This window comes from Grimontia kaedaensis (assembly GCF_023746615.1).
In the GTDB taxonomy this organism is placed as follows: Bacteria; Pseudomonadota; Gammaproteobacteria; order Enterobacterales; family Vibrionaceae; genus Enterovibrio; species Enterovibrio kaedaensis.
Map to the genome: position 1 here is coordinate 786,710 of NZ_CP082276.1, position 25,212 is coordinate 811,921.

The 25,212-nt window shown below is 45.6% G+C and carries 25 protein-coding genes; 17 read left to right on the top strand and 8 right to left on the bottom strand.

Annotation, left to right across the window (positions count from 1 at the left end; all coding sequences use genetic code 11):
• Positions 1-166 precede the first annotated feature (166 nt).
• Positions 167-859 carry a DUF4336 domain-containing protein gene (locus tag K6Q96_RS20350; protein ID WP_251882266.1) on the bottom strand — a complete coding sequence of 231 codons (693 nt, stop codon included), beginning with the start codon at positions 857-859 and terminating at the stop codon, positions 167-169.
• A 200-nt stretch (positions 860-1,059) separates the two neighbouring features.
• Here K6Q96_RS20350 and K6Q96_RS20355 point away from each other — a divergent pair, with 200 nt between their 5' ends.
• The 3 genes from K6Q96_RS20355 (at position 1,060) to K6Q96_RS20365 (ending at position 4,109) form a co-directional block, all read left to right on the top strand.
• On the top strand, positions 1,060-1,899 hold the full coding sequence (locus K6Q96_RS20355) for a pirin family protein (RefSeq protein ID WP_251882267.1): 840 nt from the start codon (positions 1,060-1,062) through the stop codon (positions 1,897-1,899).
• A 159-nt stretch (positions 1,900-2,058) separates the two neighbouring features.
• Positions 2,059-2,289 (top strand): hypothetical protein, encoded by a 231-nt coding sequence (locus K6Q96_RS20360; protein ID WP_251882362.1) that lies wholly within the window; start codon positions 2,059-2,061, stop codon positions 2,287-2,289.
• Positions 2,290-2,375: 86 nt separating this feature from the next.
• Positions 2,376-4,109 (top strand): bifunctional metallophosphatase/5'-nucleotidase, encoded by a 1,734-nt coding sequence (locus tag K6Q96_RS20365; protein WP_251882268.1) that lies wholly within the window; start codon positions 2,376-2,378, stop codon positions 4,107-4,109.
• 437 nt (positions 4,110-4,546) lie between these two features.
• On the opposite strand, the gene K6Q96_RS20370 is transcribed toward K6Q96_RS20365, so the two are convergent.
• On the bottom strand, positions 4,547-5,473 hold the full coding sequence (locus tag K6Q96_RS20370) for a hypothetical protein (RefSeq protein WP_251882269.1): 927 nt from the start codon (positions 5,471-5,473) through the stop codon (positions 4,547-4,549).
• Between the two features lie 261 nt (positions 5,474-5,734).
• Between K6Q96_RS20370 and K6Q96_RS20375 the strand changes: the two genes are divergently transcribed.
• The 10 genes from K6Q96_RS20375 (at position 5,735) to K6Q96_RS20420 (ending at position 15,023) form a co-directional block, all read left to right on the top strand.
• On the top strand, positions 5,735-5,926 hold the full coding sequence (locus K6Q96_RS20375) for a hypothetical protein (protein ID WP_251882270.1): 192 nt from the start codon (positions 5,735-5,737) through the stop codon (positions 5,924-5,926).
• 186 nt (positions 5,927-6,112) lie between these two features.
• Complete coding sequence (locus K6Q96_RS20380; RefSeq protein ID WP_251882271.1) at positions 6,113-6,385, top strand: HlyU family transcriptional regulator; 273 nt, start codon at positions 6,113-6,115, stop codon at positions 6,383-6,385.
• Positions 6,386-6,745: 360 nt separating this feature from the next.
• Positions 6,746-8,299, top strand: coding sequence for a Re/Si-specific NAD(P)(+) transhydrogenase subunit alpha (locus tag K6Q96_RS20385; protein ID WP_251882272.1), 1,554 nt, complete (start codon positions 6,746-6,748; stop codon positions 8,297-8,299).
• A gap of 15 nt (positions 8,300-8,314) precedes the next feature.
• On the top strand, positions 8,315-9,700 hold the full coding sequence (gene pntB / locus K6Q96_RS20390) for a Re/Si-specific NAD(P)(+) transhydrogenase subunit beta (RefSeq protein WP_251882273.1): 1,386 nt from the start codon (positions 8,315-8,317) through the stop codon (positions 9,698-9,700).
• A gap of 135 nt (positions 9,701-9,835) precedes the next feature.
• Positions 9,836-11,278, top strand: coding sequence for an ATP-binding protein (locus K6Q96_RS20395; RefSeq protein ID WP_251882274.1), 1,443 nt, complete (start codon positions 9,836-9,838; stop codon positions 11,276-11,278).
• On the top strand, positions 11,247-11,921 hold the full coding sequence (locus K6Q96_RS20400; protein ID WP_251882275.1) for a response regulator transcription factor: 675 nt from the start codon (positions 11,247-11,249) through the stop codon (positions 11,919-11,921). Before K6Q96_RS20395 ends, K6Q96_RS20400 begins: the two co-directional genes overlap by 32 nt.
• On the top strand, positions 11,921-12,805 hold the full coding sequence (locus tag K6Q96_RS20405; protein WP_251882276.1) for a DUF2861 family protein: 885 nt from the start codon (positions 11,921-11,923) through the stop codon (positions 12,803-12,805). Before K6Q96_RS20400 ends, K6Q96_RS20405 begins: the two co-directional genes overlap by 1 nt.
• 199 nt (positions 12,806-13,004) lie before the next feature.
• Positions 13,005-14,180, top strand: coding sequence for a conjugal transfer protein TraF (locus tag K6Q96_RS20410; RefSeq protein WP_251882277.1), 1,176 nt, complete (start codon positions 13,005-13,007; stop codon positions 14,178-14,180).
• 54 nt (positions 14,181-14,234) lie between these two features.
• Entirely contained in the window at positions 14,235-14,387 is a 153-nt protein-coding gene (locus tag K6Q96_RS20415) for a YoaH family protein (RefSeq protein ID WP_251882278.1), read from the top strand.
• A 111-nt stretch (positions 14,388-14,498) separates the two neighbouring features.
• Complete coding sequence (locus K6Q96_RS20420; protein WP_251882279.1) at positions 14,499-15,023, top strand: nucleotidyltransferase family protein; 525 nt, start codon at positions 14,499-14,501, stop codon at positions 15,021-15,023.
• A gap of 77 nt (positions 15,024-15,100) precedes the next feature.
• Here K6Q96_RS20420 and nadE read toward each other — a convergent pair whose 3' ends face one another.
• Positions 15,101-15,937 carry an NAD(+) synthase gene (gene nadE, locus K6Q96_RS20425; RefSeq protein WP_251882280.1) on the bottom strand — a complete coding sequence of 279 codons (837 nt, stop codon included), beginning with the start codon at positions 15,935-15,937 and terminating at the stop codon, positions 15,101-15,103.
• Between the two features lie 266 nt (positions 15,938-16,203).
• On the opposite strand from nadE, the gene K6Q96_RS20430 reads away from it, so the two are divergent.
• Together K6Q96_RS20430 and K6Q96_RS20435 are read left to right on the top strand one after the other, a co-directional pair.
• Entirely contained in the window at positions 16,204-16,734 is a 531-nt protein-coding gene (locus tag K6Q96_RS20430) for a nicotinate-nicotinamide nucleotide adenylyltransferase (protein WP_251882281.1), read from the top strand.
• 109 nt (positions 16,735-16,843) lie between these two features.
• Entirely contained in the window at positions 16,844-17,308 is a 465-nt protein-coding gene (locus tag K6Q96_RS20435) for a hypothetical protein (protein ID WP_251882282.1), read from the top strand.
• Here K6Q96_RS20435 and K6Q96_RS20440 read toward each other — a convergent pair.
• A complete protein-coding gene (locus tag K6Q96_RS20440; RefSeq protein ID WP_251882283.1) occupies positions 17,301-17,960 on the bottom strand; it encodes a hypothetical protein in 660 nt (219 codons plus the stop codon). The genes K6Q96_RS20435 and K6Q96_RS20440 overlap by 8 nt on opposite strands.
• 232 nt (positions 17,961-18,192) lie before the next feature.
• Here K6Q96_RS20440 and K6Q96_RS20445 point away from each other — a divergent pair, with 232 nt between their 5' ends.
• Positions 18,193-19,305, top strand: a complete 1,113-nt coding sequence (locus K6Q96_RS20445; protein WP_251882284.1) for a 1-acyl-sn-glycerol-3-phosphate acyltransferase — start codon at positions 18,193-18,195, stop codon at positions 19,303-19,305.
• A gap of 61 nt (positions 19,306-19,366) precedes the next feature.
• Here the strand turns inward: K6Q96_RS20445 and K6Q96_RS20450 are convergent, their stop codons facing one another.
• A complete protein-coding gene (locus K6Q96_RS20450; protein ID WP_251882285.1) occupies positions 19,367-20,263 on the bottom strand; it encodes a LysR family transcriptional regulator in 897 nt (298 codons plus the stop codon).
• A gap of 629 nt (positions 20,264-20,892) precedes the next feature.
• Between K6Q96_RS20450 and chrA the strand changes: the two genes are divergently transcribed.
• Entirely contained in the window at positions 20,893-22,041 is a 1,149-nt protein-coding gene (chrA, locus tag K6Q96_RS20455) for a chromate efflux transporter (protein ID WP_251882286.1), read from the top strand.
• 236 nt (positions 22,042-22,277) lie between these two features.
• Here the strand turns inward: chrA and K6Q96_RS20460 are convergent, their stop codons facing one another.
• The 3 genes from K6Q96_RS20460 to K6Q96_RS20470 form a co-directional block, all read right to left on the bottom strand.
• On the bottom strand, positions 22,278-23,306 hold the full coding sequence (locus K6Q96_RS20460; RefSeq protein ID WP_251882287.1) for a Gfo/Idh/MocA family oxidoreductase: 1,029 nt from the start codon (positions 23,304-23,306) through the stop codon (positions 22,278-22,280).
• Positions 23,307-23,401: 95 nt separating this feature from the next.
• Complete coding sequence (locus K6Q96_RS20465) at positions 23,402-24,166, bottom strand: heme ABC transporter ATP-binding protein (protein ID WP_251882288.1); 765 nt, start codon at positions 24,164-24,166, stop codon at positions 23,402-23,404.
• Positions 24,166-25,209, bottom strand: coding sequence for a FecCD family ABC transporter permease (locus K6Q96_RS20470; protein ID WP_251882289.1), 1,044 nt, complete (start codon positions 25,207-25,209; stop codon positions 24,166-24,168). The genes K6Q96_RS20465 and K6Q96_RS20470 overlap by 1 nt, the downstream gene beginning before the upstream one ends.
• Between the last annotated feature and the right edge of the window lie 3 nt (positions 25,210-25,212).

Here is a 25,212-nt window from a genome sequence, read left to right on the forward strand (position 1 = left end):
GCGTATTGAGGCCTCCCTTCGGGCGAGTTGGCTGGCGTCGTGCCCTTTGTTGTCCCTTTTAGGTGACTACACCTACAAAGGGACGCCGCGATCACAGCACCAGTCAAGCTCGCTGAATCCGGCATCTTTAGGTTGTTTAGGTATATTACTGCTCAATTAGAAAGGGCTATGAATTCCTATCTCCGTGAAAAGCCCACAAGTAAGCGGCAGCAAGCTTCTCCTTTCCGTTAAAAACGATGGGATCGCCGTGAATCGGAAGAATATGATCGAAAGGCCATGTCAGGATCTCTTGCAAAGACTGACGCAGCAACTTCGATTCCTTTATCTGTACTTGGTAGGTAAGCGGAACACAGGCTTCTTTGTGGCATCCTAGTAGGCAACCGATAAACTGCCTTAACACGCTACCTTCCCGAAGTAACAAAAGGCTTTCACCTAATACCAATGTGCGACTTTTGGGATCGCAGAAGATCACTTCTTCGCAGGCGTCATTACCGCGCAATACCGTTTGATATAGCTGGTTGCGCCAAAGTGTTGAAGTGGTGGAATTAAGCACGCCATCAAACCCTAAATCAGTGCGCTTGTTGTATAAACCTGGTGCAGCAAAAAAACGAGCTTCGGGATAAGTGAGCCACCAATCTGACAAGTGTTGGTGCAGATGAAGGTTGGCTGTCGTTATACAGCTAATTTTGCCAATACGTTTTAGCTGCTCCTGCAAATGAGGTGTAAGGCTTGTCGGATTGTGAACAAGAAGCGAGTTATCATTGAGGCGGAAAACCGTCATTCTTTGTCCTACATTGACGCCAAAGCGGCAATAAGACTCTGTATGGTGCCATGTTGTATTGGCGTGCCATTCGATCATTAAAAGTCATCCATGAATGTCGATTAGTCAGATCAATATCAGAACGCATGACATTCGAAAAGCATTTCTTTTTTAGTTCTAATCCTCTTTGTCATCCACGTTTAAACTCTTGTTCGAAAAAATTGAATGACTTGTTAGGTTTAAGGTGGTGTTAACTCGTGACTGGCTTGCCTAAACTGGCTGCAACTAAGGAGTTAAGTATGACTATTCGAACTGTACATCGTGTTATTCGCTCTCACGCTTCGCAAGATGGCGACGGTGTGAAAATCAGTCGTGCACATGGATTCAATGACCCTAAATTCAGTCCATTTTTGATGATTGATGAGCTGAAAAGTGAAAATCCGGATGATTACATTGGTGGCTTTCCGCCGCACCCGCACCGAGGTATTGAGACGCTGACGTACATGTTGAAGGGACACTTTCAACATCGCGATCATATGGGTAATGTGGGTGAACTTAAATCTGGCGGGGCACAATGGATGTCTGCTGGGAAGGGGGTCATTCACAGTGAAATGCCTATCATGAGTGATGGCGAACTTCACGGGTTTCAAATCTGGATAAACATGCCGGCAGCCAAGAAAATGCGCCCTGCACAGTACCACGATTTTCAGTCACCTGAAATTAATGAGTATGGTGAAACTGAAAACTTACTGCGGGTGATAGGTGGTCATGCAATTAGTAACGGCGTACCTGTTGAAGGCCCATTACAACAAACCAGTATTGAGGTTTTTGTTGCCGATTGGCGTGCAGAGGCCGGGCAGTCAAGTGAGATCAAACTTCCAAGCAACTATCAGGCAAACCTTTACGTTTATAAAGGAGAAGTAGAGATTGCCGGGGAGTCGGTCAAGCAAAGCCATTTTGTTCAACTTTCAGGTGGTGAAAGTCTATCTATGAGGGCAAATGAAGAAACAGGCTTATTGATTCTTTCAGGTTTGCCGATAGATGAGCCAGTCGTACACTATGGTCCGTTTGTCATGAATTCAATGGATGAGATTAATCAGGCTATAACCGACTACCAAAATGGTGTGTTGACTGATTGATTTAAGTCGACGGATAGAAGGGAGCTTAGCGCTCCCTTTTTTACGTGAGTATATGATGCTTCACGATTACAGGCGCCAAAGTAAACAAAATGTTGAATAGCTTTAACTCTTTTGTTTTATTTCTAGATAACAAAACAAATGGAGTTCCCCCCCTTGTTAGTGGTTATTGCACATGCGATTGAAACTGTCTTGCTTGTGACAGGTGTTGTAGCGCTTATTCGCTGCGCTTTTCAATACGCATCCCGAACAGAAAACTGGCATCAGCTCAATGTTGTTCTGTTCCACGTGCAGAGTCTTTCCAGGGAAGAAATGAAGTGGTGGTATATCGCAATGTTCAGCTTGATACTGGGCGGTATTATCAGAGTTCTCACTATGGTTCTTTTTACTTAACAAACCTTGCAATAAAAATGTGATGTGTGTGAACTAGGATTAAACTCTGGTACACTCCGATTTTGTGTATCGCATAAAAGGAAATCATGCCCAACGTCACACCAATCACGCTATCAATTGCGCACATCAACGATACACACTCTCACTTCGAGCCGACCCCCATTTCGCTGGCTGTAAAAGACTTGGAAGATCGCATATACGCCAATGTTGGCGGTTTTGCACGTATCTCATCTGTCGTTAAATCATTCAAACAAGAAGCAGAAAACGACACGGATGGATTCCTCTTTCTTCATGCGGGGGACTGTTTTCAAGGCACCCTTTATTACAGCCTGTTTAAAGGTGAGGCTAACGCCACTCTCCTTAATATGTTGAACCTCGATGCGATGGCATTGGGGAATCATGAACTAGATCTAGGGAATGCGGCAGTTTCGAAATTCCTCGATCAAATTACATTTCCATTCTTGGCCGGAAACTGGGATGTCAGTAGGGAATTGCCAAACAAAGAATTTCCGGTAAAAGGCAAAGCGCCTTTGCTGCCTTACGATTCAGAGCTAAAAATTGCCAGTGTGTTAACGAAAGAATTTGGCGGTAAGAAAGTGGCTATCTTTAGTGTGGCGCTAGATAAGATGGCCGATATCGCGATGCCGGACCCTGACACGCCATTTGTGAATTCGAAAGAAACGATCATCAACACGGTGAAATACATTCATGAGGAAATCGGCACTCCTCACATCATCCTGCTTAGTCATTTGGGGTATGACCAGGACCTTAAAATGGCGGAAGAGGTAGAAGGCTTGTCGGTTATTGTTGGCGGCCATAGCCATGTGTTACAGGGTGACTTTAGTAATCTCGGATTAGGTGACATGGGGCCATATGGGCGTCAGATTAATAACACGCTGGTGGTTCAAGCTGGCTGTCACTCCCTGGCGCTGGGGAAGTTGAAGGTTTCGCTTGATGATAAAGGTCGCGTCATTTCCCACAATGGTGGGAACTTCCTTATGCTTGGTCGAAGCCTTGCTATGGATGCCTCGTGGGATCAAAGCCTTCCGGATGAAGTCTTTCAGGCGGCAAAGGCTTATCTTCTAGAGCAACCCAACGTCATTCATTGCCGTGGTGATGATGCAATCAAAGAAGTTATTACAGAAAGGTACCGTCCAGCTGTGGAAAAACTTAAGAGTGACGTTGTCGCTAAGTTGCCGGCCAGATTACGTCACATTCGGGTGCCTGATGAAAAAGGCGGAAGTGAAATAGCCCCTTTAGTCTGCGACGCAATGATTTATTCATCTAGAACACGCGGCCATGCTGTTGACTTTGCCATTCATAATGCCGGCGGCGTAAGGATAAGCCTTGAGCAAGGCAAGCTGACAGCTGCTGAAGTTGCTGGCAGGTTGTTGCCGTTTGCCATTGACCTGATGCTATATAAACCAACAGGCCTTCAGGTGATGCAGGCACTGGAAGGTGCTATTAATAACGCGACAAATAACAGCGTTGAAGGAACAGGCGATGGTAGCTTTCCATATACATCAAGTATGCGATATACCTATGAAAGCAACAAACCAAAGGGAAGCCGCATTACGCAGCTAGAATATCAGACACTGGAAGGTACATGGCACGCAATCGAGCTGGATAAGCATTACATAGCGGTTTCTTCTGCATACACTTCACAGGGTAAAGAAGGTTATGACTCGCTCAAGAACATGAGCGAGTGCCCATCTTCGATTTACGTGACACTCGCAGACAGTTTTATCGAGTTTGCCCGTTCTAAAGAAGTTCTATTGGCGCCAGAGCAATCGTTGCAAAACTATTTCAGCTTGAGCTGACGGCGTTTTGTTCGAAATATTAATTGTGACAAATCCGACAGTTAGGTGGCAAATTTGCCGCCTATTTTTATACTAATCACCTCAAATACTGCCTCAATTCACATTTTCCTAAAATTTGTGCCCAATATTTGCATCACCACGGATACATGGCGGAAATTTGCCGTCTATGAAAACAGCTAAGATAAAACTCAATTTCTTTATCCGTTTACCGATATATATACAACGAAGTTGTTTAAAAGGGGGAAATCATGGTGGAAAAGCGTGATTGGCTTGATTTCGGACTTATCGCTTTCTGGATTGCCGCTTGGGCATCGCTGGTTTACTTTGTGCCAGCAGCAGGCCTTTAAGCGGTAGAGAGGCAACAAAATTTAAAAAAACTACCTGAATCAGGGCCCATTCAGGTATTTGCGTGTAGGTTTGCTTTACGACTAGAGCATTTATGCTTTAGCGGTACTCTTCCTGTCTCTCCTCAAAAAGAATTTTACCAGCACCGGCTGCATATATATTGGTAACTGAAGCGCGCCAATTAAAGGTAGATACAAAGGTCCTAAAAATGCACCAGCAACAGAGTAAGTAAGTAGGACATTCCTGTTTCCTGATGTGATTGCCGCGACATACGCCTCTGAGCGCCCCTTACGCCAATAAAACGCTAAACCAATGACGAAAAACAAAATACAAATTGCAAATGCGATAAATAGCATTGTGATAGCAAAAGAGCGGTCGCTATCCCAAAGCCATCGGTATTGACCAGTTAATCCAAACGGAAAACTGAACACCAGGATAATGGTAAATTGCGCCAGCTTTCCATGAATGCGAGAAAGACGATGTTCTGGTACTAGCTTATGGATCGTGTAAGAAAAAAGCATCGGGCCGAAAATAAAGATGGATAACCTTAGGCAATAGTCTTGAAGGTCGAGTGAAAACTCATCAGTACTTAGCATCGTAAGGTTGATGTAAAGCGCCACTGGCATCATCAGTGTGCTGGTTATGGTAAATGCCATAGCTTTTAGTGGCTCAAAACCAACAGAGCGGACGATAGCAGGCGTAGCGAAAAGTGTTCCTGTGGCGCATACTGCGGTAGCAGCCATTAACAACTCTGTACTGGCACCAAAACCGATACCGAAAATCGAGACAACAATCGTCGTCAAACCACAGTGAACGAAGGCGTATACCCACGCGCTCGGGTCAATAATCGCTTTAACCAACGCTCTTTGGTCAATGCCAATCAACGTGAACAGCATCAAAGTAAAAAGTATGTAGGGGAGAAACGGCAGAGCAGATGATGAAAGGTCGGGGAAAGCAAAGCCTACAAAACCAGCCACTATGAGCAGGATAGAGGAATGTTTACTTAAAAGTGAAAGCAAGGGAGCCTCAGGCGTGTATTGTTAAAACCAGATGTTAACAAACTGAAATGGTTTTGATAAATAAATATTAATAATGAGTTTTATTGTGATGAATTTAGAGAGGAACCCTTAAATCCTCATTTTTTATGGCCTTTCATAATGAAGATGGTTTTTCATTCGGATTAATAAATCTAATCCTAAAAAGCAAATTAAGTCATTTTATTAACATACACCGAATGGATACAATTTGCTCAGTAAAGACAATCACATAGTGAGGCCGTTATGACACAGGCAGTTAACTTCGCTCCAGCAGTTGCTTCTGTAGAAAAAGTGCAGAAAAACTATGCGGTTTCTTTCAAAGGATTGATTGCCCATGCGATGGACCTAGTGCGCAAACGTGATCTGAATAAAGCGATTCGTTCGACGAATGAACTTCCAGAACACATCAAGCGCGATATCGGGCTGATCCGCTAAAAGTATATCTAGATTTGCTAATAGATAAAAAGCGTTGGCGTTAAAGTCAACGCTTTTTAATTTTGGCGTACACCAAGAATTTATATCAATCTAACTTCAACTTTCCCCCTCTATTCTCTGGACAAAAACTGGGCGTTTCGTCACTATGAACTACCGAACTAGTTCAATTATTGAGAGTGACTTAACGTGGGACTTTTTGATTGGTTATTCAGTAGTAAAGAAAAACCGACTAAAGAAACAGAGCCAAACGAATACAAAGGTTTTCTGATTTACGCAGAAGCTAAATCAGAAGGCGGTCAATTCCGAATTAATGGGCGCATTTGTAAAGAATTGGATGGTGAACTTAAAACGCACAGTTTCATCCGTTCAGATTTATTGCCTTCTGAAGACAGTGCCAATGAGTTGATGTTGAAGAAGTCTCAACTATTTATCGATCAAATGGGCGACAGAATGTTTTGATTGATCAGACTCTTATGTTCATAACAGATAGATTTGTCGGAAATGACCCAGATAAGCAAAAGCAAGGATTTAGGTCAAAAAGTACATCAGAAGTTCGTAAGGATACGGAACGTCGCAGATATGTGAGCTAATTGAAAGTTAATAAGATTTAAATCAGAACGTTAGTAGTAGCGCGTTACATCAGGTCTGACCTCTGGCCTTAAACAAATGGCGTTATTTTATTACTAAAAGTCATTAAAATTGCCTCGTTATGAGCTTGATAATGAATTATTTTGGTTTTTTTCCTACAAAAGTGTTGATTAAGCTTTTTCAGTTCGCTACAAACAATTTACTTACACTGCCAATAGTCAGGGACTAACTATGCAAATTGGTGTACCAAAAGAAATACTTGCGCACGAAACGCGAGTTGCTGCCACACCGAAAACGGTTGAGCAGTTATTAAAAATGGGCTTCGAAGTTGTTGTCGAAAAGGATGCTGGGCAACTGGCGAGTTTTGATAACGCTGCTTTCGAGCAGGCCGGAGCGAAAATTGTTGATGCCGACGCTGTTTGGCAGTCCGACATTATCTTCAAGGTCAATGCGCCGCACAGAGATGAAGCAGCAGGTATTGACGAAATCAATCTCATCAAAGAGGGCGCAACGCTCATTAGCTTTATCTGGCCAGCCCAGAATGAAGCCTTGATGCAAGAGCTCACCACAAAAAAAATCAATGTTCTAGCGATGGATTCTGTGCCGCGCATTTCTCGTGCACAAGCGCTGGACGCATTGAGCTCCATGGCAAACATTGCTGGTTATCGTGCAGTGGTTGAAGCCGCACACGAGTTTGGTCGCTTTTTCACAGGCCAAATCACTGCAGCAGGCAAAGTACCGCCAGCAAAAGTATTTGTAGCCGGGGCTGGCGTTGCTGGTCTGGCAGCCATTGGTGCAGCGGGTAGCCTTGGTGCAATTGTTCGCGCGTTCGACGTTCGTCCTGAAGTAAAAGAGCAGGTTGAAAGTATGGGCGCTGAGTTCCTGCAAGTCGATTTTCAGGAACAGGCGGGCAGTGGCGATGGCTACGCAAAAGAGATGTCTGATGACTTCAATAAAAAAGCTGCTGAGCTCTATGCTGAACAAGCCAAAGACGTTGATATCATCATTACAACAGCATTGATCCCAGGCCGCCCGGCACCGAAGCTGGTGACCAAAGAGATGGTCGATTCGATGAAAGCAGGCAGCGTAATTGTTGACCTTGCTGCTGCGAACGGTGGTAACTGCGAATACACAGAAGCTGACAAAGTTGTTGTGACTGATAATGGCGTGAAAATTATTGGTTATACCGACATGGTTGGTCGTCTGCCAACACAATCGTCACAGCTTTATGGTACCAATCTGGTTAACCTGATGAAGCTGCTGTGCAAAGAAAAAGATGGCAACATCGATATCGATTTTGAAGACGTGGTTCTGCGTGGTGTAACTGTTGTTAAAGACGGTGAAATCACCTGGCCAGCGCCACCAATTCAAGTGTCTGCGCAGCCACAAGCTAAAGCAGAACCAATTGCGCCTAAAGAAGAGAAAGTCGAAGAACCAACATCACCAGTGAAGAAAATTGCTGCACTGGCAGTGGGTCTTGGTGCATTTGGCTGGGTGGCTTCTGTTGCACCACCAGCTTTCCTCTCACATTTCACGGTATTCGTACTGGCTTGTGTTGTTGGTTACTACGTAGTTTGGAACGTGACACATGCTCTGCATACCCCACTGATGTCGGTTACTAATGCTATTTCAGGCATTATTGTTGTGGGCGCGCTACTTCAGATTGGTCAGGGTAATGGTGTGGTTTCTTTCCTCGCCTTTATTGCCGTTCTCATTGCAAGCATAAATATCTTTGGTGGCTTTACTGTTACCAAACGCATGCTTGAAATGTTCCGTAAAGATTAATAGGAGTAGCAAAGAATGTCTGCAGGACTAGCACAAGCAGCCTACATCGTTGCTGCATTGTTTTTCATCTTGAGCCTTGCTGGCCTATCAAAGCAAACTTCAGCAAGATCAGGTAATTACTTTGGTATCGCTGGTATGAGCATCGCGCTCATCGCGACCATCTTTGGCCCATATTCTGAAGGTCTTTCTTGGATCTTTATTGCGATGGTCATTGGTGGTGCTATCGGTATCTACTACGCCAAACGCGTAGAAATGACTGAAATGCCAGAACTGGTTGCGATCCTACATAGCTTTGTAGGTATGGCTGCCGTTTTGGTGGGTTACAACAGCTACTTAGAGCCACCAGTATATGCTGGCGAGTTTGCACACACTGAACACGTTATTCACATGGTGGAGGTGTTCTTGGGTGTGTTCATTGGTGCTGTTACTTTCACTGGTTCGATTGTCGCGTTTGGTAAGCTACGTGGTATCATTTCGTCTTCTCCTTTGAACTTACCACACAAGCACAAGATGAATCTGGCAGCAGTTGTTATTTCAACTTTGCTAATGGTTTACTTCGTGAAGGCAGACGGCAGCACGTTTGCACTGCTTGTGATGACGCTGATTGCTTTTGCTTTCGGTTATCACTTGGTTGCCTCAATTGGTGGTGCGGATATGCCGGTGGTCGTTTCAATGCTGAACTCGTATTCAGGTTGGGCAGCAGCGGCGGCAGGTTTCATGCTGGCAAACGATCTCTTGATCGTTACTGGTGCACTGGTAGGTTCGTCTGGTGCGATTCTGTCTTACATCATGTGTAAAGCCATGAACCGTTCTTTCGTCAGTGTTATTGCTGGTGGCTTCGGCCAGGAAATCTCTGTGTCTTCAGATGTTGAGTACGGCGAACACCGCGAAGTGTCTGCTGATGAAGTTGCGGAGATGCTGAAAGATTCTCGCTCTGTGATCATCACCCCTGGATACGGTATGGCGGTTGCTCAGGCACAGTACCCAGTACATGAAATCACTGAAAAGCTGCGTGCGAAAGGCGTTGATGTTCGCTTTGGTATCCACCCTGTTGCGGGGCGTCTGCCAGGCCACATGAACGTACTGCTTGCTGAAGCAAAAGTACCTTATGACATCGTTCTGGAAATGGACGAGATCAATGATGATTTCCCAGAAACAGATACCGTTCTGGTTATCGGTGCTAACGACACCGTAAACCCGGCGGCGATGGAAGATCCAAACAGCCCAATCGCAGGCATGCCGGTTCTGGAAGTTTGGAATGCGAAGAACGTTATCGTATTCAAGCGCTCTATGAATACAGGTTATGCTGGCGTTCAGAACCCACTGTTCTTTAAAGACAACACGGCAATGCTGTTCGGTGATGCGAAAGAGAGCGTTGACGCGATCTCGAAAGCTATCTAATCCAGTAAAACGAATGAATCAGGCCAGCAAGTTGCTGGCCTTTTTCGTGCGAGAAAGCCGCAGATAGCAACTTTTCTTGCCGAGACTCTTACAAACCACTGACATTGTGAAATATTTTGATGGTAATCTCACCCCATGCAAAAGTTCCTGATTGTTTGTTTTACATTGTTCAGTTCGCACGGCTGGGCAAACGCGTCGTTTCCTGAACAGCTGAGTGCGTTCAGGCTATCGCTATTGGCTGAACGACCAATCGCTACTTATGCTCTTAATGCCATTCACAGCGAGTACCCAAAGGCACTGTTAGTGCCTGACAGTCTTCTACCGCAATCTTCGAACTACCCGTTGAAAGATCTTAAGCGTCTCTATCAGTCATCAGAAAAATGCAAAGGACCATGGCCTGTGAGTCCTCTGGTGACGGATCCTTTGGTATTTACCCGTGCGATGTGCTTCAACACACAACTGCCTTCTGTATGGTTTTCTCGCTCTAATCTTATTCACCCGGGCGGGGGGAGCTATGCGGCAAAGTACGTAGAGAAGTTTCCTGATCGCCGCGATGAGCTACTTCGTTTTTTCCACATAAAAGAAAGGTTGCTGTCACCGCCGGATACCTTGCTCGGTCGCTTACAACGTATGCCTGAAAATGGCATCAATGCATTGAACGGTGGTGCGGAATCAATCTTGTCAGGAGAAGACCTTTGGGTTCGCGAAGGTAGCCAATACAAGCTTTACAACACTGAAGCTTGGTTGCCGCTTCTTGAAAAGCAAAACCTCATGGCTTCGCCGATTGACGAAAATGGGTTCTGTCTCTCACGTATAGGTAATGTCTGTTGGAATCAGAAGCAGGCACCGTCTTATTGGTCTCAGCTTGTTATCGCGTTGGCAGTCATCAACATTCTATGGATTGCAGGATGGGTGTTTAACCGTTGGACGGTAAAACGTCGTTTGATGCAGGAGCGGATGCTGGTCTTGCAGATCCTGACCCACGAGCTTCGCACACCAATAGCCAGTTTAGGGATGACGGTAGAAGGGTTTCGCCGTAAATTCGACAGCTTGCCAGAGCCCCTTTATGATGAGTTTCGTCGCCTTTGTGAAGATTCCATGCGACTAAAACAACTTGCCGAGGCGAGCAAAGACTACCTGCAATCCAACCAGCAACAACTGGTAAAGGAAGATATTCCTTCTCTGGAGGATTGGCTTGGTTACCTGTGCGAAGAGCGTCAGGTAAAATTGGAGGTGAAAGAAGACGGACCGATTACTGTCAATATTTATTGGTTGACGACTTCACTCGACAACCTTATAAGCAATGCCAAAAAGTACGGTGTAACACCTGTGATGGTATACGCCGAAATAAACGACGACATGTTATCGATTCGTGTTCAGGATCAGGGAAGACTGACCGCCAAGGATTGGAAAACGATTCGAAAACCTTTTGTCAGCGAAAAAGGCCTGGGGCTTGGACTGACAATTGTGGAAGCAATGATAGAAAGGATGGGGGGCAGACTGACTTTGTTTGGGCCGCCTACCACATTTACTTTGGAGATACCTTGTGACCCAACAAACGACTCTGTTGCTGGTTGAGGATGATGCAAACCTGGCAGATGGTCTTCTCGCCAGTTTGGAACAGAACGGTTATAAATGCCTTTACGCCGATTGCGCCGGAAGAGTAGAGGCGCTATGGGCGCAAGCTGATTTAGTCGTTCTCGACCGTCAGCTTCCGGAAGGCGATTCTATGGAATGGCTTCCTGCCTGGAGAAAAATTAAAGAAGTTCCAGTCATCATGCTCACTGCGATGGTCTCTGTACGAGACCGCGTAGGAGGCCTTGATTCCGGTGCAACGGACTACATGACCAAACCATTCGCGGAAGCCGAACTTCTGGCACGTATCCGTGTGCATCTGCGTCGTCCCCTGACTGAGGGCGACACGGCTGCCGTTGATGACATTGTGGTCGGTAAGCTTCGCATCAATCTATCTACGCGCTCTGTGATTTGTTCAGAGAGCGAAGTTATCCTCACACGTACTGAGTTTGATTTGCTGGCATTTCTGGCAAAGAATGCTGGTCGTGTTTTCACCCGTGATGAGCTACTTGACCAGGTTTGGGGCTATAACCATTACCCAACCACACGAACGGTCGATACCCACGTGTTGCAGCTTCGCCAAAAATTACCTGAGTGTGAAATCGAAACTCTTCGTGGTGTTGGTTATCGGATGAAAATGTACTAATGAAACCCTCGGTATTCCTTTTAATAGCATCGATTGTTCCATTTGGAAGCACAGCAGCATGGTTCAGCGGATCAGACGCACTAACATCTGCTCACCAACGTTTACTGGAAGGGAATACCGCTCAGAGTTTTGATGCCATGGTTGAAGCATGGCAACAGGACAAAACAGATACAGAGCAACGTCACCTGACTGAGCTGCTTTCGCTGGCCATCAGTGAGGATTGCGGGAGAAGTTTGAGTACACTTTCTCTTCCAAACTGGCTTCAAGCGATGGTTATTCGCCGCGAAACAGTACAAACCCCGAACCGTGTGTATTACCAATTCTCGATCTATGGTTCTTCTGACGCGGGCATTTCCAACGTTACCTTTTCTGAGTGGCCTGAAAGGAAACTCCTGAATGCGAACCTAACGTCTGAAAATTCAAACAGTTTCAAGCTGGATATAGGTGGTCTCTCAGGCGCCGTTCACGCTGGTCTCTACAAGCTTGATGTGATGTCGACTGAAAGTGAGAGCTGGTCATCCTGGGTGTTGGTTTCTCAGCCAGAGCCAATTCAGAAGATCAGTTGGAAAGACAGTCGAAGCTGGCGTATCGCGCCACCCACAGATTTGAAAAGCACGTGTCCTAGGCCTTTCTTGTCAATGAACCTGTATCAAACCGATGTCGGTGAGGATGCGCCAATCTGGTCTGAGGAAAAAGATAAGAATTTGCCTACATCGCTGCCAGTTATTGACGTACCAAACGGACAATACTGGTTTTCTGTAGCGCTTATCGAAAGGCGTTGGCAAGGAGCTATATTGTTTGAAGATGTCCAACGAATTGCCAGATTTATTGATTTACCTGATGTGGACCTGAGGGAGCTTTCACTTAAACCCGGTCAAGAATAAGCCTGTTAACATAATTTCTTTGATCTTCTATCAATAACACCACTCATTGGTTTGAGTGATGTCACACCTTCAAGAATTGTCTCTTTATTGCTAAAAGGCTTCTACTACCCTCTGTAGAGAAAGTAGACACAATGCCGTTTTAAAGTACAAAACTCGCAGTGTCTCCCGCCTTTTGAACCACAGAGATGGAATTCTTACCATGAAAAAGAGTTTACTCGCATTCAGTATTGCGCTGATTTCTATGCCCGCACTGGCTGCTAATTACAGTATTGATACCCGAATTGATGCCATGGGTGGCGCGGGTACTGCCGCAGCAGATTTCCTATCTGCTGGTTTCCATAACCCTGCGTTAGTCGCTATGGATCCAGACAGCTCTTTTGGTGTGTTGTTTCCTGTTATCGGCTTACAGTATCGCGATCCAGATAAATTGGTTGATGGACTCGAAGATTTCGGCGGAGTATTTGATACGTTTCAAGCTGACCCAACAAATAGTGATAACCGCACTAACGCTGCTAATGCACTAAGAAACTTACAAAATAAGCTCGCTTATGTAAGCGGTGGTATTGGTGGTGCGATTGCGCTTCCAACCTCTACGATATCAGGCAACTTCTTCGTAAAAGGTTATACCGAAGCCGTGGTGATGCCAGAAGTCTCGGATAATGACATATCGAACATAGAGAACCCTGCACTTGATCCTAACGGGGATTATAGTTTGACCTCTCAAGGCCGTGTGTTGGCATTCGGTGTTGTTGACGTAGGATTAGCATTGGCGGGGAATCTTGAATTAGCAGGGCAGCGCTTTGCTGTTGGTGTAACGCCAAAATCACAGAATTACTATACCTATCACTACCAAGTCTCAGTTGAGAACTTCGAAGGAGACGACTGGGATTCTGATGCGAACCGCACGGAAGAGAGTGCGTTCAACGTTGACCTGGGCGCAGCATGGCAGACTGGTCCATTCCGTGTTGGCTTCGCCGCCAAAAATCTGATTTCACAGGAAATCAAAACGGTTAACCGAACGCGTGAATACACTTACCATATTGAGCCGGTTTATACCGTTGGTGGAGCATTTGTGACGGATCTTTTTGTTGCAGCGATTGATGTGGATCTGAATGAACAAAAACGCTTCTCAGCGCCAAGTGGTCCAGCTATTGTCGACAATACTCAGCTAGTGCGTCTAGGCGCTGAATTTAATGCTTTTGGTTGGGCGCAATTGAGAGCAGGTTACATCAACGATCTTGAAAATACGCTGGATGGCACCGTGACGTTAGGTCTTGGCCTATCGCCGTTCAATACGGTTCACTTCGACCTTGCGGCCCAACTCATAGATAGCAACAGCTACGGTGGTTCTGCTCAACTGGCATTTACCTTCTAAGGCAATTGGCAGTAGAATATGCGGCTTCTGAACAGGTTGATTTTGAGGTCGTAAATGAACGATATGCCAACGCTGAGCCATGCTGAGCAACAAGAAGCAGCAGAGCGAATTCATGCATTGATGGCTCAGGGCATGAGTAGCGGAGAAGCCATTATGCTGGTGGCCAACGAGATTCGCGAACGCGAAGCGTCCAAAAAAGATGATTAATGTGAAAGCGGCCAATATTTGGCCGTTTTCTTTTTATTTCCTAACGTTATCCTAAAGACTGTAAATTTAACCCTGCATAGCGAAGGGAATTATTAGATTAAAGGGGCGACGTTGAACGATCGGCTAATTCTGGCAAAAACATTCGCTCGTGCCCGTCATGAAGGGCAGAGATATGGAGAGTTTCCCTATTACGTTCATCTGGATGATGTGGAGAAACTGGCGCAACCTTTTGGTATCAACGCAATGATTGTGGCGCAACTGCACGATGTGCTTGAAGACACAACAACAAGTGTGGACGAATTAGTCCATGACTTTGGCGATAAAATTGCTCTGTCAGTCAGTTACCTCACCGATCCTGTCTCGGGGAACAGAAGTGAGAAGAAGCGGCAGCTTAACCAAAGGTTTCTTCAGCTTGATGAATCCGATGAAGCAGCAAGATTGGCCTTAATCGTCAAAGCTTGCGATCGATTATCCAACGTTAAAGCCTGCCGACTTTTCCATCCCGAAAAATTCGCTATGTATCAAGGTGAGCATCCAGAATTTCGCAAAGCAGCTTATCGTTATGGCTTGTGTGAGATGATCTGGTGGGAGCTGGATATGTTGATTGAAGTCGGAGACAAGATAGCCCGCTACTAAGGTGGGATGTCATCAGACCCTAGCAATATATAAAAAAGCGCTCACCTTGAGCGCTTTTCTCTCACTAGTCGCTAAGTTTACTCATCGTCATAGATGGTAGGAATGGGTTGGCGCTTATGCTGAGTGGCATTGTAGATAGCCACCAATCTATCTTTAACACGTTCTTCAACGGCTTTGCCTTCAAGAAAATCATCAATCTCGTCGTAAGTCAGCTGAAGGGCATCTTCATCTGCTTTCTGTGGAGATAGTTCTTCGAGGTCTGCTGTAGGGGTTTTCACAACAAGAAGTTCAGGTGCACCCATGTGCGCAGCAAGTTGGCGGACCTGACGCTTGCTCAAACCAAACAGTGGTGCCAAATCGCATGCGCCGTCACCAAATTTTGTGTAGAAGCCGGTGATGTTTTCGGCTGAGTGATCGGTACCTAGCACCAAGCCACCAACCATGCCTGCGATTTCATATTGGGCTACCATACGGGCACGTGCTTTAACATTACCCTTAACGAAATCGACCTTGGCATTGTCTGTTGGGATAAGACCAGTACCATCAAGTGCAGAAAGCGTTGAAGCATGCAAGCCATCTACACCATCTTTAATGTTCACGCTGACAGAGTGTGTAGGTTGGACAAAGCTGAGCGCTAACTGGGCTTCGTCTTCATCTTTCTGAACGCCATAAGGCAAGCGTACTGCAATGAATTGGTAATCAGATGAACCTGTTTCTTCATTCAGTTGCTCAACGGCTAATTGTGCTAGACGACCACAGGTAGAGGAGTCGACGCCACCACTGATGCCCAAAACCAAAGATTTAGTACCAGAGGCCTTCAATCGGTTTTTGATGAAAGTGATGCGACGTTGAACTTCAAACTCAGCATCGATTGTTGGCAATACTCGCATTTCTTCGCGGATAGCTTGTTCCATTTCAAGACAGACCCTTTTGACGTGTTTCGTTTATTCTGCAACATCCTAAGCTCAAAATCATGATCAATATTGCCTCAAGTTGTAGTTGGTGAAGATTTCACTCTTTAAGCGCGCAAGTCACCGTACTTTCTCACCATATTGATGCAATAACAGACTTGGTAGATGGTTTCTTGTTCATCTAATCCCGCTTTGACTGCAAATTGATTGAAGGTGATAGAGTGAATCGGTTATCAATAGATTATGGATGCAAAAATACATAAGAAAAAATGAGTAAAACGGAATTACGGCAAAACATTGCCATCTTTGGCAGCGCATTTAATCCGCCGAGTTTGGGGCACCTGAGTGTTGTGCAACGGCTCCACCATTTCGATCAAGTACTATTGGTGCCAAGCTTTGCCCATGCATGGGGTAAGCAGATGGCGGATTTTGCTCTGCGTTGTGAGTGGGTCAACGAATTTATTCGCGAAGCAAAATGCGAAAATTTAACGCTTTACCGTGAAGAGGAAACCCTTTGTGAGGAAGAGTCGGTGACCACATGGACTCTACTTAATCATATTCAGCAGCAATATCCCAATTCTGATCTCACCTTCGTACTAGGGCCAGATAATCTTCTAAACTTTTCAAAGTTCCACAAATCGGCAGAGATTTTGCAAAGGTGGAACGTACTTGCTTGCCCTGAAACTTTACCCGTCAGAAGTACGGCGATCAGGGAGCGTTTACTGGCAGGGAAATCTATCGATGACCTAACTACGCCAGCACTGGCTAACAAATTGACGTCTGACGACTTCAGCCAATAAAAGAAACAACGACTTTATCAGCGCAGTATTTTGATAGACCCTTTGGCGTGATCCCGACGCGCAAAGGCACTTTGGAGGCGTTTGATAAAGCTAGGGAAGATGCATAATCTTGATTTCTATAATAATACCCAGACTCATTGCGGCGACATTCTTTGTTACGCCGTCACTTTCTACGGCCGCATTTATTGAAACAAGCACTGTCATTGACGGTGTAGATGTCGCCAACTCTATTAATTTTTCACAATCGCAAGATCGCAGTGTGATTGAGTGGCAAGTAAAAGACCAGGTTCTTCCGACTGTTTGGGACAGTTGGAAACATGACTGGGATATTCCGCATTTCCTCTCCACGCAAACTGGCGCTTCGTACTATGGATTTGGAGTATGGAAGCCGGAAGAGTATCAGCAGCAAAGCTTGACTGAGGTGGGGATGGAAGACTGGTTACTGAACCATGGTCTGAATTTCAGCTTTACCACGGAATCAAACAGCAGAGATACCCGATACCGATTTGATATGCGCTGGCATGAAGAAACCAATACCGAGTTCTTGCTTCAAATGCAGGTGCCTATTAAATAGCTCCAATCGTTTTTTCAATCTGTAGCATCAATTCCTGTTCAGTTATTGATGCTTGCTGCGCGATTTTCGCCAATTTCTGGCCTGACTTCAGTTTTTTCACACAATCCCTAATACTGAGCTGGAGTGCAATTTGTTCTCCAGAAAAGCCAGTCAGTTGAAAAATGCTCTGGTCCTTTTGCTTTTTTTTATCATTCAAGTTTTCAAGCTTTGTAATGGCTTCAGCCAATTTTAAGGTGTTTGCATCGTACCTGTCGTTTGGTGACACCGTCGAAAGATAATCTCTGGCACATCTTAAAAGGCGACCATGAGAACCAGACCAACTTCCATTGGTTTCCAGATTTAGTTGCTGTGCTATACCTTGGAGGAGTAGAGATGGTAAAACATAACCTGCGGAATTTGGCAGCACGACAGTTGAACGCACAGAGAAATCAAGCGTTGAAACGACGGAGCCTTGCAGAATGGTAACGGCGCTCAAGCAGCCTGTGGGCAGCCAGAACCCTTGGCCTTTACAAACAGGTAGTTCCAATTTTCCAAGACGGATCAGGGCCAATCCCTCGTGGACCAGGATGTAAGAAGACTGAGGCTGCTTTTTTCGAGGGCCGACGATGAGATGGTCTGCTTTTTGGTGCAAAAACTCTATGGCTTGTTTCATGTTAACCTTCTCTCATTGCAAGGCGCACATAGTCTTTGGTTTTCAAGGGGAGATCAAGCGCGGTGAATCGTCAAGTATGGCTTGTTGTCTAAAAATACATCGAGTTGTTACAATCATTAGTAACTAAAGTGAGGTAAGACCTCCAACCTCTGTATAATGGCGATTAAAACAATGTTCGAAATCCCATATCTGCGTAAAATGGCGCAGTTTTTATCGGAGCAAGTAGAATCACGTGCAACAAAATAATGATCCTTTCTTAGAAATTCGTCCTTACAATAACGATGAGGTGCCTGGTGCGATTGATCGTCTCATCGAAGACGAAGAATTCATCTCAGCCATTTTAAAGTACCGCTTCCCACAGTTTTCTGGCATTGCTGGCTGGCTTCTTAAGCCGATTTTGAAGCGATACCTACATTCCAAGTGGAATAAAATCAAAACTGTTCGTGACGTTCAACTCCATATTGCCACATACATGGATTCAATGATAAAAAGCACGTCGGAAGGTTTGACGACAAGTGGTTTGGACAAGTTGGATCCTAACAACAGCTATTTGTTTGTTTCTAATCACCGCGATATAGCGATGGACCCAGCGATGGTCAACTGGTGTCTGCATGAGAATCAGTTTGATACGGTTCGCATCGCCATTGGTGACAACCTGCTTAAAAAGCCTTGCGCAACTGAACTGATGAAACTGAATAAGAGTTTTATCGTTAAGCGCTCTGCGAAAGGCCCACGAGAAATGATGAAGGCGTTGGGTCAGTTATCTGCTTACATCAAAGCCTCTTTGGATGAAAAGCAGTCTATTTGGATTGCGCAGAGAGAAGGTCGTGCGAAAGACGGCAACGATAAAACAGATCCTGCGATTTTAAAAATGTTCTTCATGGAGGGGCGTCGTCAGAAAATTGAATTTGCTGACTATGTGGCTTCGCTGCGTATAGTTCCGGTGACAATCTCTTATGAAAACGATCCATGTGATGCAGCAAAAGCGAACGAGCTTTACCGCAAGCAGCAAGAAGGTGGATACGAAAAGGGTGAGTTTGAAGATATCGAAAGCATCGTTCAAGGCATTGTTGGCCAGAAACGCAGAATCCATGTCGCGTTTGGTGACGTGATTGGTAACGAGTTCGATTCACCTGAAGCGCTGGCTGTAGAGATTGATCGCCAGATTTATCAAAACTATCACTTGTTCCCAGCAAACTATATTGCTGCGGGCAAAGAGCACAGCTCAATCACCGATAGTGACCGCGCCCAGTTTGATAGCAAGCTTTCGTCATTGCCAGAAGGTGTAGCTCAGATTGTTAAGGCAATGTACGCGATGCCGACCGATAAAAAAGCTGACGCATAATATTGATTTATAGAACGAAAAGGGGATGTGACATTGTCACATCCCCTTTTTCTTTATCAGCTTAAATGACTCGAATATTTTCAGAAAGGAAGTCTACAAAGTGTCTGACCTTCGGTGCTAAATACTCTCTACGAGGGTATACGGCATAAACGGGCAGCTTCAATGTCGGCTTCCAATCCTTCATCAATATCGTCAATTCGCCATTCTCAATTTCACTATCCAATAGATAAGTAGCGATATAAGCGATGCCTACGCCTGACTTGGTCGCCTCCAAAACTGCCGGGGCATTGTTAATGCGGTATGAGCCTCTGACAGTCACTGATTGCTCGCTACCATCTCGTTTGAATGGCCATTGATCATAAGTGCGCTGGACACTTTGATAGGTAATACAATTGTGTTCGCGAAGATCAGAGGGATGCTTTGGTGATCCATGTGCTTCGAGATAAGAGGGAGAGGCAACAAGCTTAAATTGGCAATCACCAAGTTTCCTGGCAACCATGCCTTCCGGCGGTGCTTCATGAATCGCTAACCAACAATCAAATCCATCCTCTACCAAGTTCGGGCGGTGATCGAACAAGTGTATTTCTAATTCGAGCGCTGGGAACTGTGTTTGAAATGCTGAGAGCAATTTTGTGATTTGAGCATTACCAAACGACTGAGCAACACCAACCTTTAATCTTCCGGAAACCTCATTCCTAAAACCTGCAACCATGGCTTCAGCGTCTTGCATGGTTTCGACAATCTGGCGCCCGAAGGCTGCATATTGTTCGCCGGCTTCGGTTAGGGCAACAGAGCGGGTATTTCGTTGAACCAGTTGAACACCTAATCGTTCTTCGAGATAGCGAATTTGCTTACTGACTTGAGACTTTGAAATCCCAAGGTACTCGGCCGCGCGGGTGAAGTGTTGTTCATGCGCCACAGTCGCCAGGACTACCATTTGCTGAAGGTTATCTAACATATGGAATTTTCGTTAGTTATCGAGAGGAGGATAGCGTATCACATCTCTTCCCAATTCACTGAGTGACGTTGTCACAAAGAAGTGAAACTCATTTATTTAAATTTGATACTGCCAACATTCCTTCAATGAGGAGAGAGCAGGAGCTTGAAAAACATTTTCTCTGCGCATTTGTCATCAAAAATTCATTCAAGCAAAAGGCTAGAAGTAGCTGCGTAAGGATTGTGTTCAATGATCCGCACTCTAGTTCTGAATCTGCACAAATCAGGTTCCAGATCGTTTTATGAAAGGGAATTACGAAAAGCGTTAAACGCTATAGCATTGATAAAAACCTCAATAAATCCTTTTATAACAATATTTTATATGATTTGTTTTCAAGTGGAAACAATATGAATAAGTGTAAGTAAGCACTAACATACATTTGTTGTAAACCTACAGATCTAGAGGATCTTTTGTCGTTACTTTGAATAGATCGTGAACATGACTAAATGGAGAATGAATCAAATCGATTTGAAGGATTGATAAGAATTGTTTCTATTGATGGGGAATGAGATTTAAAATTGCGGCAGAAATTCAGGTATTTGATGTGAAACTCATCAATGGCCTGGTTCATTAAGGAGGTTTGTTTTCGGATGTTAGAAGTACTGTTTCGTTTCTTTGTGCTGGGATGCATGAGCTTTGGTGGTCCTGTCGCTCATATTGGCTATTTTCAAAGAGAGTTTGTTGAAAAACGTAAGTGGATTGAAGAAGAAAAGTTTTCGATGGCGTTAAGCCTATGTCAGTTCTTACCTGGGCCTGCAAGCAGTCAGTTGGGGATGTTTATTGGTTACCATCGCGCGGGCTACATTGGTGCAATGGCCGCTTTTATTGGCTTTACCTTCCCATCTTTTGCCTTATTGACGGCAGCGGCCATGTACAGCGCCAGTCTAGGCGAATCTTCGGCGCTCACTTTGCTTATCTCTGCTGCAAAGCTGCTTGCAGTGATTGTCGTGGCTGATGCTATCTGGACGATGGCCCGCAAGTTCATCAGTGACGCTGTCACATTTGTTGTTTGTATAGCTTCTGCTGCTTGGATCCTTTGGCAGACTGGCCTCGTGGCTCAACTGATGCCAATACTTGCCGCTGGTATTCTTGGTTGGTTGTTTATTCGTAAGCCAGAAGTAGCGACTGAAGCCAAAGAGCCAACAGGTATTAAGCAAACAGCCATTCTTTTCGGCGTGTTTGCTGCGCTATTAATACTTCCTGCTCTCAGCAGTGAACCGGTTATCAGCTTGTTTAACCACTTTTATCAAGCAGGAAGCTTTGTATTTGGTGGTGGCCACGTTGTGCTTCCACTTTTGCAACCTTTGATTGGTGACTCGGTTTCTGGTGATGCTTTGGTTGAAGGTTACGCAGCAGCACAGTTGGTTCCGGGGCCGATGTTTACTATTGCGAGCTACATTGGTGCTTCAATGGAAGGGATCAATCCAATCCTCGGTAGTGCAGTAGCAACCATTGCAATATTCCTTCCTGGGGCATTGCTATTGTTTGCTGCCATTCCCGTTTGGCAGGCTGTAATGAACCATCATAAGTTTGCAGGTTCTGTAGTACTGATTAATGCGGCAGTGGTTGGTCTTCTGGTTGCAGCATTCTATCAACCAGTTTGGATGTCAGCCGTTCATGGTGTTTCTGATGTCGTGGCAGTCATTGTTGGCTTTGCGGTTCTGCGTAAGTTTAATTTGTCAGTATTCTGGCTGCTTGCAGGTATGCTGGTTTACGCCATTGCTAAGAGCATGATGTAACACTAAATTGGTCACTCATTATTGAGCCCGCAAATGCGGGCTTTTTTGCTTTTACGGGAAACATCCATCCATCATAACGCACTATAACTATTTGTCTTTGCGTATTAATTGACAGTTCGGCAATGGTGCTACTTTATGAATTTGAGTGGGCTTTCTTGGGCAGGGACAAAGACAAAACGACTCTCGAGAAGTATAAAAGCGCCGAAGCTTCTCGGCGCTTTGGCTCTGGTAAAAGCCTAAAACTCCCATCGCTCAGTCTTACCTGCCTCTGAAGCGTGTTGAGCAAGTTCTAAGGTGTAAATACCTTTTACTGCGTCATAGGGGTCGATTGGCGGTGTGGTGCCATTCAAAATAGCTGATGCCAGGCTGGCAAAGAGCTCAGAGTAGCAGCCATGTTCCAATTCGATATCTTTTTCAGTGACGTTGTCACCGATTTCGAGCTTGCCAATATGTTGCTGGCGGCCAAATTCTGAATTTGTCACCGTGACGCCGTCACGTAGTTGTTGTTCCTGAATATCCAAACCGGCGCATGAGAAAGTGGCTTTGTCTCCTTGTACGACAAAGCGAGATCCTTTGCCTGAACGGTATGGACTGGAATTCAACACCACTTCTTTGTCAGCGTAATGCAGCGTCATCTTGAAGTAGTCGGTAGCTTGAGATTGTGGACGCATAGCTTTGCAATGAGCGGTGACAGCTAAGGGAGAGCCGAACAAGTGAAGCGCTTGGTCGACTAGATGTGAACCCAAGTCATAAAGAATGCCCGATCCTTCGCCAGCCTGTTCACGCCAGCGCTGGCGAACCTCAGGACGAAAACGGTCGAAGTTCGACTCGAAAACACGAACTTGTCCTAGTTCGTCAGATTCAATCAACGCTTTTACTGTAAGGAAGTCACCATCCCAGCGTCGATTCTGGTAAGGACAAAGAATTTTACCGCGAGCATTGGCGATTTTGATCAGCTCTAAACCTTGTCCGCTGTTTACCACGAAAGGTTTTTCGAGCAACACGTGGCAATCTGCTTCCAGCGATTGTTTGGCAAGGTCGAAGTGCGTGTGATTTGGCGTGGTGATAATGACCAAATCCAATTCCGCATCTCGAAGCATTTCTTCTATGTTTGAGTAGTACGCCGCGGAGGGGAGTTTCTCTGCCACTAAATCATGATTTGAAGAAACAACCGCGACAGGCTCGAAATCCGGATGAATAGAGAGAAAAGGAAGGTGGAAAGTCTGGGCAGCAAAGCCAAATCCTACGATGCCAGTACGAATCATTTGTCGTTCCTTGTTTTGTGTTCGTTTAGCGCTAGTATACGTGAGCAGATATAAAAAAGCCCTCATCAGAGGGCCGCTTACAGAGTTTGCTAACGTCAAGCCAGTACAACAGGATAATCACCCGTTGGATGAGGCATAACAGACACGGGCCAGCCGTAGACTTCCTCGATTATTTCAGGCGTCAGCACATCTGTTGGGATGCCATTTGCCGCTATTTTTCCTTTATTTAATATTAAGATACGGTCTGCATACTGTGCAGCAAGGTTGAGATCATGGATCACGGCGATCACCGCCGATCCGGCTTGTGCCATCTCTTTCGCCAAGCTTAATGTCTTGTGTTGGTGGCCAATATCCAGCGCACTCGTTGGTTCATCCAGCATCAATATGGTGTCTCTTGGAGATTTTGCTATTTGAGTTAGCACGCGGGCAAGGTGTACGCGCTGTTTCTCGCCCCCGGAAAGACTCGGGTAAAGCCTGTCAGCAAGATGGAGTACATCGGTCTTTGCCATGTTGTCAGATGCGATCTCAGCGAGTTCAGCTTGGGATGCACTCAACGCCAGCCCACCAAGTTCAACCACTTCTCGAGCGGTGAAGGCAAATGTCAGGCTACTGGACTGCGGGAGTATCCCCATTGATGCGGCGAGGTGTTCAGGTTTCCAATCTTTTGCGGATTTTCCATAGAAGCGAAGTTCGCCATTACATGGCCATTCGCGGCTAATCAATTTAAGCAGGCTACTTTTACCGGTTCCGTTTGGCCCAAGAATAATAGTTAGCTCACCCATTTTGAAAGACGTGCTGAAGTTATCCAGTAGAACCTTGTTACCCAGCGTTAGCGACGCATGTCGAATATCAATACCCATTATGCCAAACGACCTTTTTGTTTAAGCAGCAACGCCAGGAAGAAAGGCGCCCCTAGAGCCGCTGTGATAATGCCTACCGGGATTTCAAGTGGTGCAACAATGGTGCGAGCAATCATGTCGGATGCTAGCAGTACCAAACCACCTAAAATCGCTGAAACCGGAATGAGGGTACGATGATCTGGGCCAGTCAGCATGCGTCCGATATGGGGAACAACAAGGCCAATAAAACCAATCATGCCGGAAAGGGCAACTGTCACGCCGACGCCTGCAGCAGTGAGAAGGATGAGATTGCGCTTGAGCGATTGTACGTTAATGCCGAGATGACGGGCTTCAGCTTCACCCAGCAGCAAAGCATTTAGAGGTTTTGCATAGCGTTGGAACAGGAAGCCCAATACGGTTAATGAAACAAAAGCCAACCCAATCGCATCCCATGAAGCGCCGGCTAAAGAGCCCATCGTCCAAAGAGAAAGGTCGCGAAGCTCCTGATCGTCAGCAAAATAGTTTAGAAGCCCCATGCCAGCGCCAGCAATCGCGCCAAGCGCAACGCCTGCGAGTAACATGATCGTGACTGAAGTGCCATTACTACTGGTGCCCATGTAATAGATGGCAAAGGTCGTTAGCGCACCGCCCAGAAAAGCAAATACCGGTACCGTGCCCAGCACCAGAAATGCCGTATGGGTAATCACGCCACCAAATAGAACAATCGCAATGGCTGCTCCAAGGGAAGCACCGGCAGACACCCCGATAATACCGGGATCTGCCAATGGGTTTCTGAAAAGCCCCTGCATGACGGTCCCGCACATCGCAAGAATACCGCCTACAGCGATAGCCAGAAGTGTGCGTGGTAAACGGACTTCCTGAATGATCACAGAAACATAGTCAGGAAGGTCCGATTGAACGGGAAGTAATGCTTTCAAACTGTCGAAGAAGCCGATATTCATCGGCCCCAAAGTAATTGAGCTCACGACAGTGATGTACAACAAGATCGAAGATACGATCATCATCCACCGCGCTGAGACGCGGCGAGTCAGCAAATCATTCATGGA